This is a genomic window from Pseudomonas sp. BJP69 (assembly GCF_007633355.1).
Classification (GTDB): domain Bacteria; phylum Pseudomonadota; class Gammaproteobacteria; order Pseudomonadales; family Pseudomonadaceae; genus Aquipseudomonas; species Aquipseudomonas juntendi.
Window position 1 is genome coordinate 765,268 of the sequence record NZ_CP041933.1, and the last position, 16,028, is coordinate 781,295.

Here is a 16,028-nt window from a genome sequence, read left to right on the forward strand (position 1 = left end):
TTGTAAAGAGGAATATTCGATGAGGCGTCTGAGCCTTGTTCGTTTTTGCCCTGGCCTGATGGCCATGCTGGCGCTGCTGCTGGTGCTCACCGGCCCGGCCGCGGCGGCCCCTGCCACGCCGTTGTCCAACCCGGCCAATGCGGCAGCCCCGGCAGTGGATGAAAACGCCAGTATCGAGCAGTTGAGCGATAGCCTGGACCAGATTCGCCAAGGCGTCAGCAGTAACGCCAACGACGACCTGCTGTCGCAGTTGCGGCTGGCGGCCATGCAGGTTCAGCGCCAGGCTGATGCCTTGAGTGCGCAGCGCACCACCGATGTGGAAAAGCTCGACGACAAGCTCAAGGTGGTTGGCCCGGCCCAGCCCGACGAGCCTGCGGCCCTGACCCAGCAGCGCAAGGCCCTGGAGGCCGAGAAAAAGGCCTTGGTCGCCCAGCAGGACCAGGCCACCAAGCTGACGCAGTCGGCCCGCGACCTGTCCACGCAAATCGTCAACTTGCGCCGCAGCCAGTTCAACTCGCAGATCACCAGCCGCGCCGCCTCGCCGTTGAGCCCGGCATTCTGGCAGAGCATCATCCGCCCAACCCAGGATGACGTGGCGCGCCTGCGCGACCTGCGGGGCGAAGCAGCCGTTGCCATTGGCAGCGCGTTCAGCCCCGAGCACCGCTGGCCGTTCATGGCCAGCCTGGTAGCGGCCATCCTGGTCTGGACCCTGGTGCGCCTGTGGATAGAACGGCTATTGGCCCGTGCCATGGTCCGCTGGTTGCCCGAAGGCCGGCTGCGCCGCAGTGCCCTGGCGCTGGGGGTCAGCCTGGCAACACTGGGCACCATCGCCGGTTCGGTTTCCCTGCTGCGCTGGGGGTTGGAGAGCAATGCCGAACTGGGCAGCGATATCGCCAGCCTGGTCAACCACATCCTGGCGCTGGTGGTGTTCAGCGCGTTCATCGCGGGCCTGGGCCGTGCCATGCTGATGCTGCAGCGCCCGTCCTGGCGCCTGCCGGCCATTCACGACGAAGTGGCCAGCGCGCTGGGCTGGTTCCCCAAGGTGCTGGCCCTGGCACTGATGGTCATGATGACCATGGAGCGCATCAACACCGTGATCGGTGCCAGCCTGGCGCTGACCGTGGCGGTGAACGGCCTGACCGCGCTGGTAGTGGCGATGATCTTCGCCGGCGCGTTGCAGCGCTACCGCCGCACCCTGCGCAAGCTTGAACTGGAACGCCCCACCGGCCTGGGCGGGTTGATCCCGTTCGTGATGGTCATCTGGCTGGGGGGGATCATGCTGGCCATGGTGACCGGCTACCTGACCCTTGCCTACTTCCTTACGGCCAAGCTGCTGTGGGTCAGCCTGGTGATCACGTGCGCCTACCTGTTGACCAGCTTCTTCGGCGACCTGTGCGAAACCCTGCTGTCGCCACGCCAGCCCGGCGGCCTGGCACTGGCGTCGACCCTGGGGCTGGCGCCACGTCACCAGGCCCAGGCCAGCACCATCCTGGCCGGTATCGGCCGCACCGTAGTGCTGTTCCTGGCGCTGCTGCTGGCGTTGATGCCGTCGGGCACCAGCCCCAGCGAACTGCTGCTCAGCCTGGGCGACTGGGACGGTACCGGTGGCAAATTGCTGGGCAACCTGAACATCGTGCCGCAGGACATTCTGCTGGCGATGGCTATTCTGCTCGGCGGCTTGTTCGCCATCCGGGTGGTCAAGCGCTGGCTCAGCGAACGGCTGTTGCCGGAAACCGACATGGATGCCGGCATGCGTGCCTCGCTGGTCACCCTGGTGGGCTACCTCGGGTTCATTTTCCTGGCCATGCTGGTGATGTCGACCCTGCGCATCAACCTGACCAGCCTGACCTGGGTGGTCAGTGCCTTGTCGGTCGGTATCGGTTTTGGCCTGCAGCAGATCGTGCAGAACTTCATCTCGGGCCTGATCCTGCTCACCGAACGCCCGGTGAAGGTCGGCGATTGGGTCAGCCTGGCCGGCGTCGAGGGCGACATTCGCCGCATCAACGTGCGCGCTACCGAAATCCAGATGTCCGACCGCTCCACGGTGATCGTACCCAACTCGCAGTTCATCTCGCAGAACGTGCGCAACGTGACCATGGGCAACGCCCTGGGGGTGGTCGGCATCACCTTGACCCTGCCGCTGGATACGGATGCCAACCGTGTACGTGAGTTGCTGCTGGCGGCCTACCATGAACACGAGGCAATTCTGGACGCGCCCGCCAGCTCGGTGTCGTTCAAGGACCTGACCAGCAATGGCATGGTGATCGCGGTCAGTGGCTATGTGGCCGGGCCGCGCCAGGTGTCGGGTACCCGCAGTGACCTGCTGTTCACCATCCTTGGGCGGCTGCGTGACGAGGGTATCGCCTTGTCTTCGCCGCAGAGCATGGTGCTGGTACAGGAAGCTGCGCGCCCGGCTGACGAAGCGCCGTGATGCGCTTCATGCCAGTGGCACGCGACTAGATGAATGGCAGAAGCTGTCGAAAGGGGCCGCCAAACGGCCCCGCACAGTCACCCCAGGCACCGTGTCACATGCTTGACCGACTGGTAGCCCGACAAGCCCCAAGGGCCCAGCTCACGGCCTATACCGCTACCCTTGGTGCCACCCCATGAGGTCTCGACGAACACCGCCTGCACCGAGTTGATCCACACATGGCCCACCTCCAGCGCATCGGCCACCCGCTCGGCGCGCGCCAGGTCTGTGGTGCACACTGTCGCCACCAGGCCGAAGCGGCTGTCATTGGCCTCGGCAATCGCCTGCTGTTCGCTGGCGAAGCGCCGTGCGCACAATACCGGACCAAAGATTTCTTCGTTCCACAGGCGGCTGCCTTCAGGCACATCGGCATACAGGGTAGGGCTGACGAACCAGCCGCCACGGTCCAGCACTTTGCCACCGACCAGGCACTGCAAGCCTTCCTCCCGCGCCGTGGCAAAGTAGCCGGCCACCTTCAGCCACTGGGCCTGGCTGGTCAGTGGGCCCATGTCGGCTTCTTCGCTCAGCGGGCTGCCCACCCGCAGGTTTTCCAGCGCTGCCTGCAAGCGTGGCAGCAGGGCGTCGGCGATGCCGTCCTGTACCAGCAGGCGTGATGTAGCCGAGCACATCTGGCCCGCGTTCCAGCAGATGCCGGCAACGATCCATTGCACCGCCGCATCGACGTCGCAGTCATCGAACACCAGGATCGCCGACTTGCCGCCCAACTCCAGCGTGACCGGCCGGCATTGCGCCGCTGCGCTGCGCATCACCTGGCTGCCAACGTTATTGCTGCCTGTGAACGACAGTTTGTCCAGGCCGTTGTGGTTGCTCAGCGCGGCACCCGTCTCGGCTTTGCCATTGACGATATTCAGCACCCCGGCCGGCAGGCCCAGGGTGTCGGCGATCTGGCCGTAGGCGAGTTCGCACAGTGGGGTTACTTCCGAGGGCTTGAGCACCACGGTGCAGCCAGCGGCCAGGGCCGGGGCAAGCTTCCAGGCGCTGGTCACCAGTGGGAAGTTCCAGGGTACGATCAGGCCGACCACGCCCACCGGCTCCAGGCGGGTGCGGGCGGTGAAGCCGGGTGCAGCCAGCGGTACGTCGCGGTTTTGCCCAGGCAGTTGTTCAGCCAGCTCGGCGTAATAGCCGAAGGTAGCGATGGCGTCGTCCAGGTCGATTTCTGCCTCGTGGCGCGGCTTGCCGTTGTTGCGCATCTGCAGGGCGACCAGCGCTTCGCGGCGTTGCCCAAGCTGTTCGGCGAAGCCGCGCAGATACGCTGCGCGCTCACTGGCGCTGGTGCATTTCCAGGCGGGCAGGGCTGCACGTGCGGCGGCCACGGCCTGGTCGACCTGCTCGGCACTGGCAGCCATCAGTTCGGCAAACGGTTGGCCCAGCGCAGGGTCGTTGACGCTGATGCAGTCGCTGCCCTGGCCGTCGACCCAGCGGCCGGCAATGTAGTGGGAAGTGGTCATGGTGGTTTCCAGTCAGGCCATTTCGGCAGTGGTTACAGGCGTGTGCGCAGCCTGTTTGCAACGCACCCAGCGTGGGCCCTGCGGGCCATACACGCCGGCAGGTTCGGGGAAAAGGTTGAGCAGCAGCAGGTACAGCACCCCGGCCAACCCCAGGGTGACCGGCAGGCTCAGGTCAATGCCACCGGCCAGGTCGCCCAACGGTCCGACGAATTGCCCCGGCAGGTTCACGAAGCACAGGCCGACCACTGCGCTGGGGACCCAAGCGCCCATGCCGCGCCAGTTCCAGCCGTGCAGGAACCAGTAGTGGCCCCCCCGCTGGCCGCGGGTGAATACCTGCAGGTCATCGGCGTGGTAGAAACCACGGCGGGTGACCAGGCCGAGGATCATGATCACCATCCACGGGCTGGTGCAGGTGATGATCAGCACGGCGAAGGTCGACACGCTCTGCACCAGGTTGAAGGTAAAGCGGCCGATGAAAATGAAACCGATCGCCAGCACCCCGATCAGCAGCGTGGCGCCGGCACGGCTGAGCAGGCGCGGGAACACGCTGGACATGTCCAGGCCTGTGCCATACAACGCCGTGGTGCCGGTGGACATACCGCCGATCACCGCAATCAGGCACACCGGCAGGAAGAACCAGCTGGGGGCGACAGCCAGCAGCCCGCCGACATAGTTGTTGGCGGCAATGTAGTCCGGTGCCTGGGTGGCCACCAGGGTGGCGGTGCACAGGCCGAACAGGAATGGAATCAGCGTGGCACCCTGGGCCGCTATCACCGCCAGCATGATGCGCGCCTTGGGGGTTTCGCGTGGAATGTAGCGCGACCAGTCACCGAGGAAGGCGCCGAATGACACCGGGTTGCTCATCGCCAGGATCGCAGCGCCGACGAAAGCTGCCCAGAAACCGGCCTGGCCCAGGTTGACGCTGCCTGCGTAGCCCGCGTCGAACGGCCCGGCAAAAGCAGCGATACCCAGCAGGAACAGCAGGCTCGACGCCCACACGGCAATCTTGTTGACCCACAGCATGAAGCGGAAGCCGAAGATGCAAACCACCAGCACCAGCACCGCGAACAGGCCGTAGGCCAGGCCCAGGGTCAGGTCAGTTTCCGGCAGGCCGACCAGGCGCTTGGCGCCGCCGACCAGGGCATCGCCCGAACTCCATACCGACAGCGAAAAGAATGCCACTGCCGTGAGCAGCGACAGGAACGAGCCGACGATGCGCCCATGCACGCCGAAGTGCGCGCCCGAGGAGACCGCGTTGTTGGTGCCGTTCAGCGCGCCGAACAGGCCCATCGGTGCCAGGATCAGCGCGCCAACGGCAACGCCGAGCACGATGGCCCACACCCCCGCCTGGAACGACAGCCCGAACAACACCGGGAAACTGCCGAGCACGGCGGTGGCGAATGTGTTGGCGCCGCCGAAGATCAGGCGGAACAGGTCCAGCGGGGAGGCGTCGCGTTGATCGGCGGGGATCTGTTCTACGCCGTTGGTCTCGATACCGGTCGAGTGGCTCATGGTGATGCTCCAGCGCGGTTGTTGTGGGCCGGCGCAGTGCGCAAGCCTTCTTGTGGGTGCGATGGCAGGGCGGCAGGGCCGCAAAAAGGTGATCAGGCCGGCGATACGGCCGACAGGTGTTCGTGGCAGGCCAGCCACTGGTCAGCGTGGCGGCGGAACACGATGGTCTCGCGCTCGTTCAGCTGGTGCTCGGCACCGCCGATGCGCAGATGCGTGGCCACATCATGCATGAAGATCGCCACGTCGCCTTGCAGGCTGACCTGGGCGTTGCTGGACGCGCAGGCGAGCACGGCAAACCCTTCGGCCTGCCACTGGGCCCAGACCTTCTCATAGGCCCGGCGTGACAGCAGGGGTTGCGCCAAGGTATGGAAAAGGAACGTGGCGTCTTCGCTGAAGCAGGCGAAGTAGCGGGCGGTGTCGTTGCTGGCGAAGGCGGCAACAAGGTCGGCGGCGGCTTGCCGTACCTGCAGGGTCTGGTCCACGGGGTGGCCTCACGGGTTTTTATGATTGTGGTGAAGCGATTCTGGTGGGGCTTGCCGGGGGGAAAAATCGCTGGCGACAAATAATCAGTTCAGGAATTTGTGAAGTGATGCGCTGGCAGCCCGGCGTTTGGCTATACCCGACTGGCGGAGCAGGTCGGAGCAACTGTCTTTCTCAAAATTCGCAAAGCCTGCGCGATTCATTGTGGGAGATTACCCAGCGCTACGGGCTGGGCTGTCACGCAGAGAACTCAGTTCGTAAGCGCGACGCGGCCGGTGTGGGAGCGGGCGTGCCCGCGAAGAATTCAACGCGGTGGCTGGCACCGGCTGCGCCGGTGTTCGCGGGCACGCCCGCTCCCACAAGAACCGTGTAATCTTCAAGTGCTGCATTTTGGCTGTTGATTTACACCCTCTTCGGCTGAGGCAACACCAGATCCAGCCAAGGCTCGCCAGTCCTGAGCATGGCATTGAGTCGCACCAGGACGATCCCGCGTGCGCGCAGCACCTCATAACGGGCCTTGAGCGCTGGGTTGTAGTTCATCGCCACCACTCCAATGTCTTTGACCTGAGCCCGCTAGCCGACCGTCACCTCAGCCGCGCACTCCACCGGGAAATTCACGGAGTTGGCGATAAAGCACTCATGATGCGCATCCTCGTGCAGGCGCAGGGCAACTTCCCGGTCCGAGTCTGCGCTGATGGTAACCTGCGGGCGCAGCAGCACATGGGTAAAACGGCCCTTGCCGTGATCGTCACCTTCCACCATGCGCCCCAGTGGAAGGTCGACATACGCCAGTACATTCACGCCGTTGACCGCGCACAGGTGCAGGTACCAGAGCTTGTGGCATGCCGACAGCGATGCCACTAGCATGTCTTCCGGGTTCCAGCGCTGCGGGTCGCCACGGAATGCCGGGTCTGCGGAGCCTTGCAGGGCAACCTTGCCGGCGGCCTCGACATTGAAGTCACGGCTGTAGGCGGTATAGCCGGCGGTGCCGTAGCCCTTGTTACCTGTCCACGTCACCTGAACCACATATTGATGTTCTTTCATGCATCATCCTTGAAATGATCAGCCCGTGTTGTTTCGCCGACTCACCGTGCGAGGGTATTTCTGGTTGGTGTGTTACCTGTAGCGGCCTCGTCGCCGGCAAGGCAGCTCTCATGGAACAATATATAACTTATTGTTTTAGCATGGCGTGTCTAGAAATCGACCCGCCGCGAAGAATTTAACGCGGTGTCTGGCACCGGCTGCGCCGGTGTTCGCGGGCACGCCCGCTCCCACAAGGGCCCTGTTAAATCAAAAAGTTATATATTGTCCTGCCCCGGCCGCCGCCTTAGCGATAAGGCCGGCGCGGGCCACATAAAACGAAAACCCCTTGAGGCATAAGCCGCAAGGGGTTTCTGTTTACTGCAGGCTACCGCTTAGACGTTGAAGCGGAAGTGCATCACGTCGCCATCTTTGACGATGTAGTCCTTGCCTTCCAGGCGCCACTTACCGGCTTCCTTGGCGCCGCTTTCACCCTTGAACTGGATGAAGTCGTCATAGGCCACGACTTCAGCGCGGATGAAGCCTTTTTCGAAGTCGGTGTGGATAACCCCGGCCGCCTGGGGTGCGGTGGCGCCCACGCGTACGGTCCAGGCGCGAACTTCCTGCACGCCAGCAGTGAAGTAGGTCTGCAGGTTGAGCAGTTCGTAACCGGCGCGGATCACGCGGTTCAGGCCTGGCTCTTCCAGACCCAGGGCCTCGAGGAACATGTCTTTCTCTTCGCCATCGTCGAGCTCGGCGATTTCTGCTTCGATCTTGTTGCACACCGGCACCACGACCGCGCCTTCTTCCTCGGCAATGGCCTTGACCACGTCCAGGTGCGGGTTGTTGTCGAAGCCGTCTTCGGCGACGTTGGCGATGTACATCACCGGCTTGCTGGTCAGCAGGTGGAAGCCGCGGATGACCGCCTTGTCTTCGGCGCCCATGTTCTTCATCAGGCTGCGTGCCGGCTTGCCTTCGGTGAAGTGCGGGATCAGCTGCTCGAGGATGGCCTTCTGTGCCAGCGCCTCTTTGTCACCGCCCTTGGCATTGCGCGCAACCTTCTGCAGTTGCTTCTCGCAGCTGTCCAGGTCAGCGAAGATCAGTTCGAGGTCGATGATCTCGATGTCACGCTTGGGGTCCACACTGTTGGAAACGTGGATCACGTTCTCGTCTTCGAAGCAGCGGACCACATGGGCAATGGCGTCGGTCTCGCGGATGTTGGCGAGGAACTTGTTGCCCAGGCCTTCGCCTTTCGATGCACCGGCCACCAGGCCGGCAATGTCGACGAACTCCATGGTGGTCGGCAGGATGCGGTTCGGCTTGACGATTTCAGCCAGCGCAGCCAGGCGCGCGTCGGGCATCGGCACGATGCCGCTGTTCGGCTCGATAGTGCAGAAAGGGAAGTTCTCCGCCGCGATGCCAGATTTGGTCAAGGCGTTGAACAGGGTGGACTTGCCGACGTTGGGCAGGCCGACGATGCCGCAATTGAAACCCATGGGTATTCCCCTCTCTAAAGGAAATCAGGCCTTCTGGCTGTGCAGTTCGCGCATCGCCTTGGCGAAATCGCCGGCAAGCACGTCCGGCAGCACGCCGAGGGCAAAATCGATGCTGGCGTCGAGCTTCTCCTGCTCGGCGCGCGGCGCGCGGCCCAGGACGAAGTTGGAGACCAGTTTGGCGTCGCCCGGGTGGCCGATGCCAAGCCGCAGGCGGTGGAAGTCGTTCTGGTTGCCGAGCTGCGCGATGATGTCGCGCAGGCCGTTGTGCCCCCCATGACCGCCGCCGCGCTTGAGCTTGGCAACGCCCGGGGGCAGGTCGAGTTCGTCGTGCGCCACCAGGATCGCTTCCGGCTTGATGCGGAAGAAATTGGCCAAGGCCGCCACGGCCTGACCGCTACGGTTCATGTAGGTGGTGGGGATCAACAAACGAACGTCGTTGCCCTGATGGCTGAACTTAGCCGTCAGGCCGAAATATTTTTTGTCAGCGGTCAGCGAAACACGCTGGGCGCTGGCAATGCGTTCAACGAAAAGAGCCCCTGCGTTATGCCGGGTCTGTTCGTATTCGGGGCCGGGGTTACCCAGGCCGACGATCAACTGGATGGCGGTCACGTCAGGGGCTCTTCCTTGGAGTTGGTGGGCTACAGTGCGCGCGGCACTGTAACCCGATCAACGCCGGCGTGCGAGTGGATTACTCGGCAGCGCCTTCTTCAGCAGCTTCGGCGGAAACGCGCGGAGCGTGAACGTTGGCAACAGCTTTGTCATCACCGTGGGCCAGAGCGACGAACTCTACGCCTTTCGGAGCTTTCAGGTCCGACAGGTGGATGATGGTGCCGATTTCAGCGTTGGCCAGGTCGACTTCGATGAACTCTGGCAGGTCTTTGGCTTCGCAGGAAACTTCGATCTGCGATTCAACGTGCGAAACTTCGCCGCCTTTCTTGACCGGTGCTTCTTCGTTGATGAAGTGCACTGGAACAACAGCGGTCAGCTTCTGGCCAGCTACGACGCGAACGAAGTCGGCGTGCATGATAAAGCCTTTGGCTGGGTGACGCTGCATGGCCTTGACCACGACGTTCTGCTTGGCGCCGTCGACGTTCAGTTCGATAACGTGGCTGAAGGCAGCTTCGTTTTCGAACAGTTTGGCGATTTCCTTGGCCACGATGGTCAGGGACTGGGCTTCTTTATCGCCACCGTAAACTACGGCAGGGATGCTGGCGGAGTGACGCAGGCGGCGGCTCGCACCTTTCCCCAGGTCAGTACGCGCTTGGGCGTTCAGGATGAAATCGGTCATTTTACTTCTCCAAAATAGCCTCCCGAATGGCGTTTGCGACCAGCGCCAGACGGGGATGGCAAAAAAGCCCCGCCCCAACACAGGTTGGGGCGGGGCGCTTCATATCAACACGGGTTCCGCTTAGCGGAACATCGCGCTGATCGATTCTTCGTTGCTGATACGGCGTACCGCTTCAGCGACAACCGGTGCGATATCCAGCTGGCGGATACGGTCACAGGCTTGAGCAGCGGCGGACAGCGGTACGGTGTTGGTCACCACCAGCTCGTCCAGTACCGACTTCTCGATGTTCTCGATCGCGCGGCCCGACAGGACAGGGTGCGTGCAATAGGCATAAACCTTGGCAGCGCCGTGTTCTTTCAGAGCTTTGGCCGCGTGGCACAGGGTGCCGGCGGTGTCGACCATGTCGTCTACCAGGATGCAGGTGCGCCCTTCGACGTCGCCGATGATGTGCATGACCTCGGAGTGGTTAGCCTTTTCACGGCGTTTGTCGATGATACCCAGGTCGACACCCAGGGACTTGGCGACGGCGCGTGCGCGCACAACACCACCGATGTCCGGGGATACGATCATGAGGTTCTCGAAACGCTGGTCTTCGATGTCGTCTACCAGTACGGGCGAGCCGTAGATGTTGTCGACGGGAATATCAAAGAAGCCTTGGATCTGGTCAGCGTGCAGGTCGACAGTGAGTACACGGTCGATACCGACGACAGTGAGCATGTCAGCGACGACTTTGGCGCTGATGGCTACACGTGCCGAACGCGGACGGCGGTCCTGGCGGGCATATCCGAAGTAAGGAATCACGGCGGTGATTCGGGATGCTGAGGAGCGGCGGAAGGCGTCGGCCATCACTACCAGTTCCATCAGGTTATCGTTGGTCGGGGCACAGGTCGGCTGAATAATGAAAACGTCTTTACCGCGAACATTTTCATTGATCTCAGTGCTGATCTCGCCGTCGGAGAATTTACCGACAGAGACGTCACCGAGAGGGATATGCAGCTGACGTACTACACGCCGAGCCAGATCGGGGTTAGCGTTCCCCGTAAAGACCATCATCTTGGACACGCGCAGTACCTGGAGGCTGAGGGTATACCTGGATGAGTATAAGGAAAATGGCAGGGGCGGCTGGATTCGAACCAACGCATGGCAGGATCAAAACCTGCTGCCTTACCGCTTGGCGACGCCCCTGTATCTGTTGCTTGCGAACGCTTATGCGCCCGACTTCTTGACCAGACTTTGCAGCTTGCGATGCAACATCGAAACATTGCTTCCTTTCGCCACAAACCCTGTTTGGGTCGCTGAAAGAAGGGCCAGAACTTTATCAGCTTCGGCTTTGCTTGGGAAGGCCCCAAACACACAGCTTCCAGTGCCGGTTAATCGAGCTTCGGTGAATTTTCCCAGTGAATTCAATGCGTTTCGAACTTCTGGGTAATTCTGCTCTACCACCGGTTGGCAGTCATTTCGACTGTTTCCCTTGGGAACGGGGCGCATCTTAAGGGGCAGTGAATCACGTGTCAACTGCGGATGTGAAAAAATTTCTGCTGTGCTGACAGACACTTGCGGCACCAGCACGACATACCAGGGTTCTTCCGGGTCGACCGGGGTCAGCTGTTCGCCCACGCCCTGGGCGAAGGCTGCATGGCCGCGCACGAATACCGGTACATCCGCCCCCAGGCTCAGGCCCAGGGCGGCCAGGCGGTCTTCGTCCCAATCCAGCTGCCACAGGTGGGCGAGGGCCAGCAGGGTGGTGGCAGCATCCGAACTGCCGCCGCCGATACCGCCACCCATGGGCAGGACCTTGGTCAGCCAGATGTCCGCACCCAATGGGGTACCTGATTGCGCTTGTAGCTTGCGCGCAGCACGCACGATCAGGTTGCTGTCGTGCGGCACCGCCTCGATAGGCGTATGCAACTGAATCACGCCGTCATCGCGCAGGGCGAAGTGCAGTTCGTCGCCGTGATCGAGAAACTGAAACACCGTTTCCAGCTCATGGTAGCCGTCGGCGCGGCGGCCAACGATGTGCAGCCACAGGTTGAGCTTGGCCGGTGCCGGCAGGGTCAGGGTGTGCATGGGCTCACTGCCCCAGCTGGCGCGGCTGCCAGTCCTTGATCACCAGGGTCACGTCCAGGTCCTGGCCGTGCAGCTTCAGGCGCTCGGGCAGCCAGTACCCGTTCTGCTCGGTGTAGCTCAGGTACTGCACCTGCCAGCCATCCTGTTCGAGGGTGGCCAGGCGGCTGTCGCCGTCAAGGCTCAGTGTGCTCTTGCTGTCAGGGGCGGGCAGGCCGCGTACCCACCAGACCAAGTGCGAGACCGGCAATCGCCAGCCCAGTTGCTCTTCCAGCAGGGCTTCAGGGCTGGGGGCTTCGTAGCGGCCCTGGTTGGCCACTTCCAGCACCACGCCGCCGGGGCGACCGGTGAGGCGGGCGGCACCTCGGCCCAGCGGGCCGGCCAGGCGAATGTCGTAGTAATCCTGGCGTTGCAGCCAGAACAGCGTGCCGCTGCCCGAATCGCGCGGTGCGCGGATGCCGACCTTGCCGTTGATCTGCCAGCCGTCGAGGCTGCTCAGTTGCTCTTTATGGGCGCGCCACTGCTGTGGGTCGCCATGGCCCTGCAGGGCCTCGCGGCTTCCAAAGCCGGCACAGCCGGCGAGCAGGGCGATCAGGGTGAAGGTAATGCAATGGCGCAGAAACATGGCGTTAAAGGGTCTCGGATCCGGTCAGGCGCAGAAGGGTCTTGCGCAGGAGGGGGCTGTCGGGCTGGGCATCGAAGCCCTTGGCCCAGACCTGGCGGGCTTCGCGGCGTTTGCCGTTGGCCCACAGCACTTCGCCCAGGTGGGCGGCCACTTCGTGGTCGGGGAAGTTGGCAAACGCCTGGCGCAGGTAGGTTTCAGCCACGTCGAGGTTGCCCAGGCGGTAATTCACCCAGCCCAGGCTGTCGAGCACTGCCGGGTCGTCGGGGGTCAGCTGGTGGGCCTTTTCGATCAGCGTCCGGGCCTCGGCGTAGCGGGTTGTGCGGTCGGCCAGGGTGTAGCCCAGGGCATTCAGGGCCATGGCGTTTTCCGGCTCGCGGGCGATGATCGCGCGCAGGTCTTGTTCCATCTGCGCCAGGTCGTCGCGTTTTTCGGCCAGCATGGCGCGGGTGTAAAGCAGGTTGAGGTCGTCCGGGTAGCGCTGTATGGCCTGTTGCAGCACCTGGTTGGCCTGGGCGTCCTTGTTGTTGTTGCTGTAGCTTTCCGATTCGATCAGGTACAGCTGGATGGCGTAGTCCGGCTGCGCTTCGCGGGCCTCGGCAAGCAGGCGCGAGGCCTCGCTGCCACGGCCGTTGGCGATCAGAATGTCGGCCTGGCGCAGTTGCGCCGGCAGGTAGTCGGGGCCCGGGCCGACCAGGGCGTATTCACGCAGGGCGCCTGCGGGGTCGTGGCGCTCTTCGCGGATACGGCCCAGGTTGAGGCGCGCGGCGTCAACGTTGCTGTCGCGTTCGACCAGTTCCTGCAGGTAGCCCTCGGCCTCGTCCCAGTCTTTGTTCTCCAGGCATACCAGGGCCAGGGAGTAGCGCAGTTCGTCGTCGTCGGGGTATTGCTGGACCAGGCTGAGGAATTCGCCCTTGGCATCGGCGATACGGTCCTGCTCGACCAGGGTGCGGGCGTAGGTCAGGCGCAGGCGTTTGTCGTCCGGGTTGTCGCGAATGGCCCCGCGCAGCAGGGGCAGGGCCTCGGGGCCGCGGTCCAGTGCCTGAAGCAGGCGGGCGCGCAGCAGGATCGGGGCAATTTCACCATTTTGCGGGGGGTGTGACTCGAGCAGTTCCAGGGCTTCTTCGGTCTTGCCGTCCTGGTTCAGCAGCAGGGCCTTACCGAATACCAGCTGGCCGTTGTCGGGGTATTTCGCCAGCAGCCGCTCGAAGCTCTGCAGCAAGCCGTCACGTGTGCTCTGGTCGGTTTCGGCAGCTGACAGGGCCAGGAAATCGAAATGGGTGTCGCCCTGACCCTGCAGTACCTTTTCCATGTAGGCCATGGAGTCGTCATAACGGCCGGCGCGCGCCAGTTGAATGGCAGCGGCGCGTTGGGCGTCGAGGTTCTGTGGGTCGTTGCGGGCCCAGACCAAAGCGTTTTCCAGGGCGGGCTCGTCGGCGCCCAGGTATTCGGCGATGCGGTAGGCGCGCTCGGATACGCCGGGATCCTGGGTCTTGGCGGCCTGGTCGGTGTAGTTGGCCAGGGCGATATCGAAGCGGTTGCGCTGCCCGGCCAGTTCCGCCACCAGCAGGCTGTAAAGGGTGTCTTGCTTGAAAGAACCATACGCCACGGGCTTCTCGGCCTCCGCCTTGGCGGCATCGGCAACGGGAGGCTCGGCCTTTTGCGGGGCCAGGCTCTGGCAGCCCTGGAGCAGGGCGAAGGCAAGCAGCAATGCGTATGGTTTGTTCATAGAAGGCTTAATAGGAGGACTCACCGGCGGTCGCAGCATGATGACACAAGCGCGGGGGCAAACCCACCTGTGTGGTGTCTGGTTAACTGCGACCTTTGTGGTGGGAGAGGGTTCCGTGATGTGGTGGCTGTGCCGGGTGTTTGGCTTGGGTTTTTTGGCGGTTTATGAGATCGAGCGCAGATGGTGTAAAGGCGGCCACCCGCGAAGCGCACCACTGCGTGGCGTTTACCCCAGAGCAGATGGTAGACGCCCTGCTGTAGCTGTCCGGCTGACGTTATTCTCTCGCTACCAACTGCGGCTTGGGTCCAGGGTATGCAGCCAAATGCGGAATAGAATAAGTGCTCCGATAAGTGTTGGGTGCATAGCCCCTAAGACGATCAGGGTGCGCTTCATGCGTATAGGGAAGCTCGTGACCTCATCAAGGTCAACTAAGCCTTTCCGTGCATATATCTTTGGTACTGTTAGCAGTATTGATATTGAGAGTGTGCGCATTACCTTGCCAATAAGGCCTGCTTGTGAAAAGGTTTTCTTATTTCCGCTTACGAATGCGCTATTCGGTAGTAGTGATTCGATCCTGCCAAGATGATAGGTTGATATGTAGAGGGATGCGCAAAGCGTGATGATCATGGCGGCCAAAATTATAAATGCAACAATGCCCACAGCAGTGCTCATTGGGTGCCTACCTTTTCATACAGTACTTCGCCGAGCGCTTCCCCTACAGCACCGCCAAGCATGTTTCCTCCCGTGGCTCCCGCAGCCCCACCAATAACAGCGCAGAGGAGTGCGCCTGTACCGGCTGTTGGCACGCCAAGAGCGAGACAAGTACTAGTGGCAATATTTCCACCGTAGCTTGCTGCTATCCCTCCCCCGGCGACACTGCCTGTCAAGGAAGATCCATGGACGTATTTAGCTCTTCTACACTCATTATCGCGGCCAGCGGTACAGGTTTTTGTAGGAAATTTCCCCTCGTTAAATTGCCACGTCAGGTTTCGATTCGGGGCAAGTCGTATCGGCATGAAGTCATAGATAATGCGACAGCATCAAGGCAATGAACAAGGTGATGTGAATAATCCATAGGATTAACAAAATGCGCTTTTCGCGGAGGGGGGAGTTTTTTACTTCCTCAATTTCAGCGTAACCCCTGTAAATGAAGATTTTGGGTATAGCCAACAGTGTTGCAATCTGGCCGGTTCTTATTGTTTTGCCCAAGAGTCCGGCGTGCTGGTAATTTTTGATGTTGTCAGATACGAGGCGAGAGGTGGGGAGGAAAGATTCAAAATGCTCGGTGTATTTGTGTGAAATAATAATTTGCGCGCTAGCGGCAATTAACATTGCTGTAATCAGGATCAGCGCGATCAGTCCTGGCTCTATGTTAGTCATTTTGAGAACTCGTGATACAAAAAGTCACCTAATACCTCGCCTTTTTTTCTGCGAAATCACCGGCTAACTTCGCCCCGGCAGTGCCACCGATGACCGCGCAGGTGAGTGCCCTAGTCCGGCAGTCCCTACTCCTAGTGCCGGATACTGCGGGTGCAACAATATTCCCTCCTAGATAACCGCCTACAGCGCTACCAGCCAGGCCTCCAGCTAATGATGCAGAATTTACATATGCGGCTCGCTTCAAGCATGGCGAATTTATAGACCGGTTACTGCTATGTTAAGCATTATGCCAATATAGGTTCACGCATATGCTATTGGCGCTGTTATTAGCAATAACAACGGGAGCGTTTGCTCGAGCTTCAATACTGGTTTTCAAAGGGTTTGGTAGTGATCAGCAGCATATAGGCATGCCCTAAATAATAGCAGTGTGAGAAAAAGTGCTAAGCACATAATGACGAGTCTGCTAAGTAATTTTTTTATGCGGGCCGGTAGTTGGTT

14 protein-coding genes and 1 tRNA gene are annotated in these 16,028 nt (G+C 61.6%); 1 reads left to right on the plus strand and 14 read right to left on the minus strand.

The annotated features are described in order from the left end of the window. Positions 1–19 precede the first annotated feature (19 nt). Positions 20–2,431 (plus strand): DUF3772 domain-containing protein, encoded by a 2,412-nt coding sequence (locus FPB55_RS03595; RefSeq protein WP_125854898.1) that lies wholly within the window; start codon positions 20–22, stop codon positions 2,429–2,431. Positions 2,432–2,508: 77 nt separating this feature from the next. Here the strand turns inward: FPB55_RS03595 and FPB55_RS03600 are convergent, their stop codons facing one another. The 14 genes from FPB55_RS03600 to FPB55_RS03680 form a co-directional block, all read right to left on the minus strand. Further along, entirely contained in the window at positions 2,509–3,939 is a 1,431-nt protein-coding gene (locus FPB55_RS03600; RefSeq protein WP_029887928.1) for an aldehyde dehydrogenase family protein, read from the minus strand. A 12-nt stretch (positions 3,940–3,951) separates the two neighbouring features. Next, positions 3,952–5,451 (minus strand): cytosine permease, encoded by a 1,500-nt coding sequence (locus tag FPB55_RS03605; RefSeq protein ID WP_009686127.1) that lies wholly within the window; start codon positions 5,449–5,451, stop codon positions 3,952–3,954. A gap of 92 nt (positions 5,452–5,543) precedes the next feature. Continuing rightward, the gene (locus FPB55_RS03610; RefSeq protein WP_029887927.1) at positions 5,544–5,933 is read right to left on the minus strand and encodes a nuclear transport factor 2 family protein; all 390 of its coding nucleotides are present in this window, start codon (positions 5,931–5,933) and stop codon (positions 5,544–5,546) included. Positions 5,934–6,333: 400 nt separating this feature from the next. Then, a complete protein-coding gene (locus FPB55_RS03620; RefSeq protein WP_009686129.1) occupies positions 6,334–6,471 on the minus strand; it encodes a hypothetical protein in 138 nt (45 codons plus the stop codon). Between the two features lie 33 nt (positions 6,472–6,504). After that, positions 6,505–6,975, minus strand: coding sequence for an OsmC family protein (locus FPB55_RS03625; RefSeq protein ID WP_009686130.1), 471 nt, complete (start codon positions 6,973–6,975; stop codon positions 6,505–6,507). A 371-nt stretch (positions 6,976–7,346) separates the two neighbouring features. Continuing rightward, on the minus strand, positions 7,347–8,447 hold the full coding sequence (gene ychF, locus FPB55_RS03630; RefSeq protein ID WP_009686182.1) for a redox-regulated ATPase YchF: 1,101 nt from the start codon (positions 8,445–8,447) through the stop codon (positions 7,347–7,349). Positions 8,448–8,471: 24 nt separating this feature from the next. Beyond that, a complete protein-coding gene (gene pth / locus FPB55_RS03635; protein ID WP_009686183.1) occupies positions 8,472–9,056 on the minus strand; it encodes an aminoacyl-tRNA hydrolase in 585 nt (194 codons plus the stop codon). Between the two features lie 79 nt (positions 9,057–9,135). Beyond that, the gene (locus tag FPB55_RS03640) at positions 9,136–9,735 is read right to left on the minus strand and encodes a 50S ribosomal protein L25/general stress protein Ctc (RefSeq protein WP_009686184.1); all 600 of its coding nucleotides are present in this window, start codon (positions 9,733–9,735) and stop codon (positions 9,136–9,138) included. A gap of 120 nt (positions 9,736–9,855) precedes the next feature. Beyond that, positions 9,856–10,797 carry a ribose-phosphate pyrophosphokinase gene (locus FPB55_RS03645; protein WP_003247410.1) on the minus strand — a complete coding sequence of 314 codons (942 nt, stop codon included), beginning with the start codon at positions 10,795–10,797 and terminating at the stop codon, positions 9,856–9,858. A 48-nt stretch (positions 10,798–10,845) separates the two neighbouring features. Further along, a tRNA-Gln gene (locus FPB55_RS03650) sits at positions 10,846–10,920 on the minus strand. Between the two features lie 21 nt (positions 10,921–10,941). After that, positions 10,942–11,802, minus strand: a complete 861-nt coding sequence (gene ispE / locus FPB55_RS03655; RefSeq protein WP_125854896.1) for a 4-(cytidine 5'-diphospho)-2-C-methyl-D-erythritol kinase — start codon at positions 11,800–11,802, stop codon at positions 10,942–10,944. 4 nt (positions 11,803–11,806) lie between these two features. Next, positions 11,807–12,424 (minus strand): lipoprotein insertase outer membrane protein LolB, encoded by a 618-nt coding sequence (gene lolB / locus FPB55_RS03660; RefSeq protein WP_029886866.1) that lies wholly within the window; start codon positions 12,422–12,424, stop codon positions 11,807–11,809. A 4-nt stretch (positions 12,425–12,428) separates the two neighbouring features. After that, complete coding sequence (locus FPB55_RS03665) at positions 12,429–14,150, minus strand: tetratricopeptide repeat protein (protein ID WP_125854895.1); 1,722 nt, start codon at positions 14,148–14,150, stop codon at positions 12,429–12,431. A 1,020-nt stretch (positions 14,151–15,170) separates the two neighbouring features. Continuing rightward, positions 15,171–15,530: a hypothetical protein gene (locus FPB55_RS03680; RefSeq protein WP_009686191.1), complete on the minus strand. Its 360-nt coding sequence runs from the start codon at positions 15,528–15,530 to the stop codon at positions 15,171–15,173. Positions 15,531–16,028 lie beyond the last annotated feature (498 nt).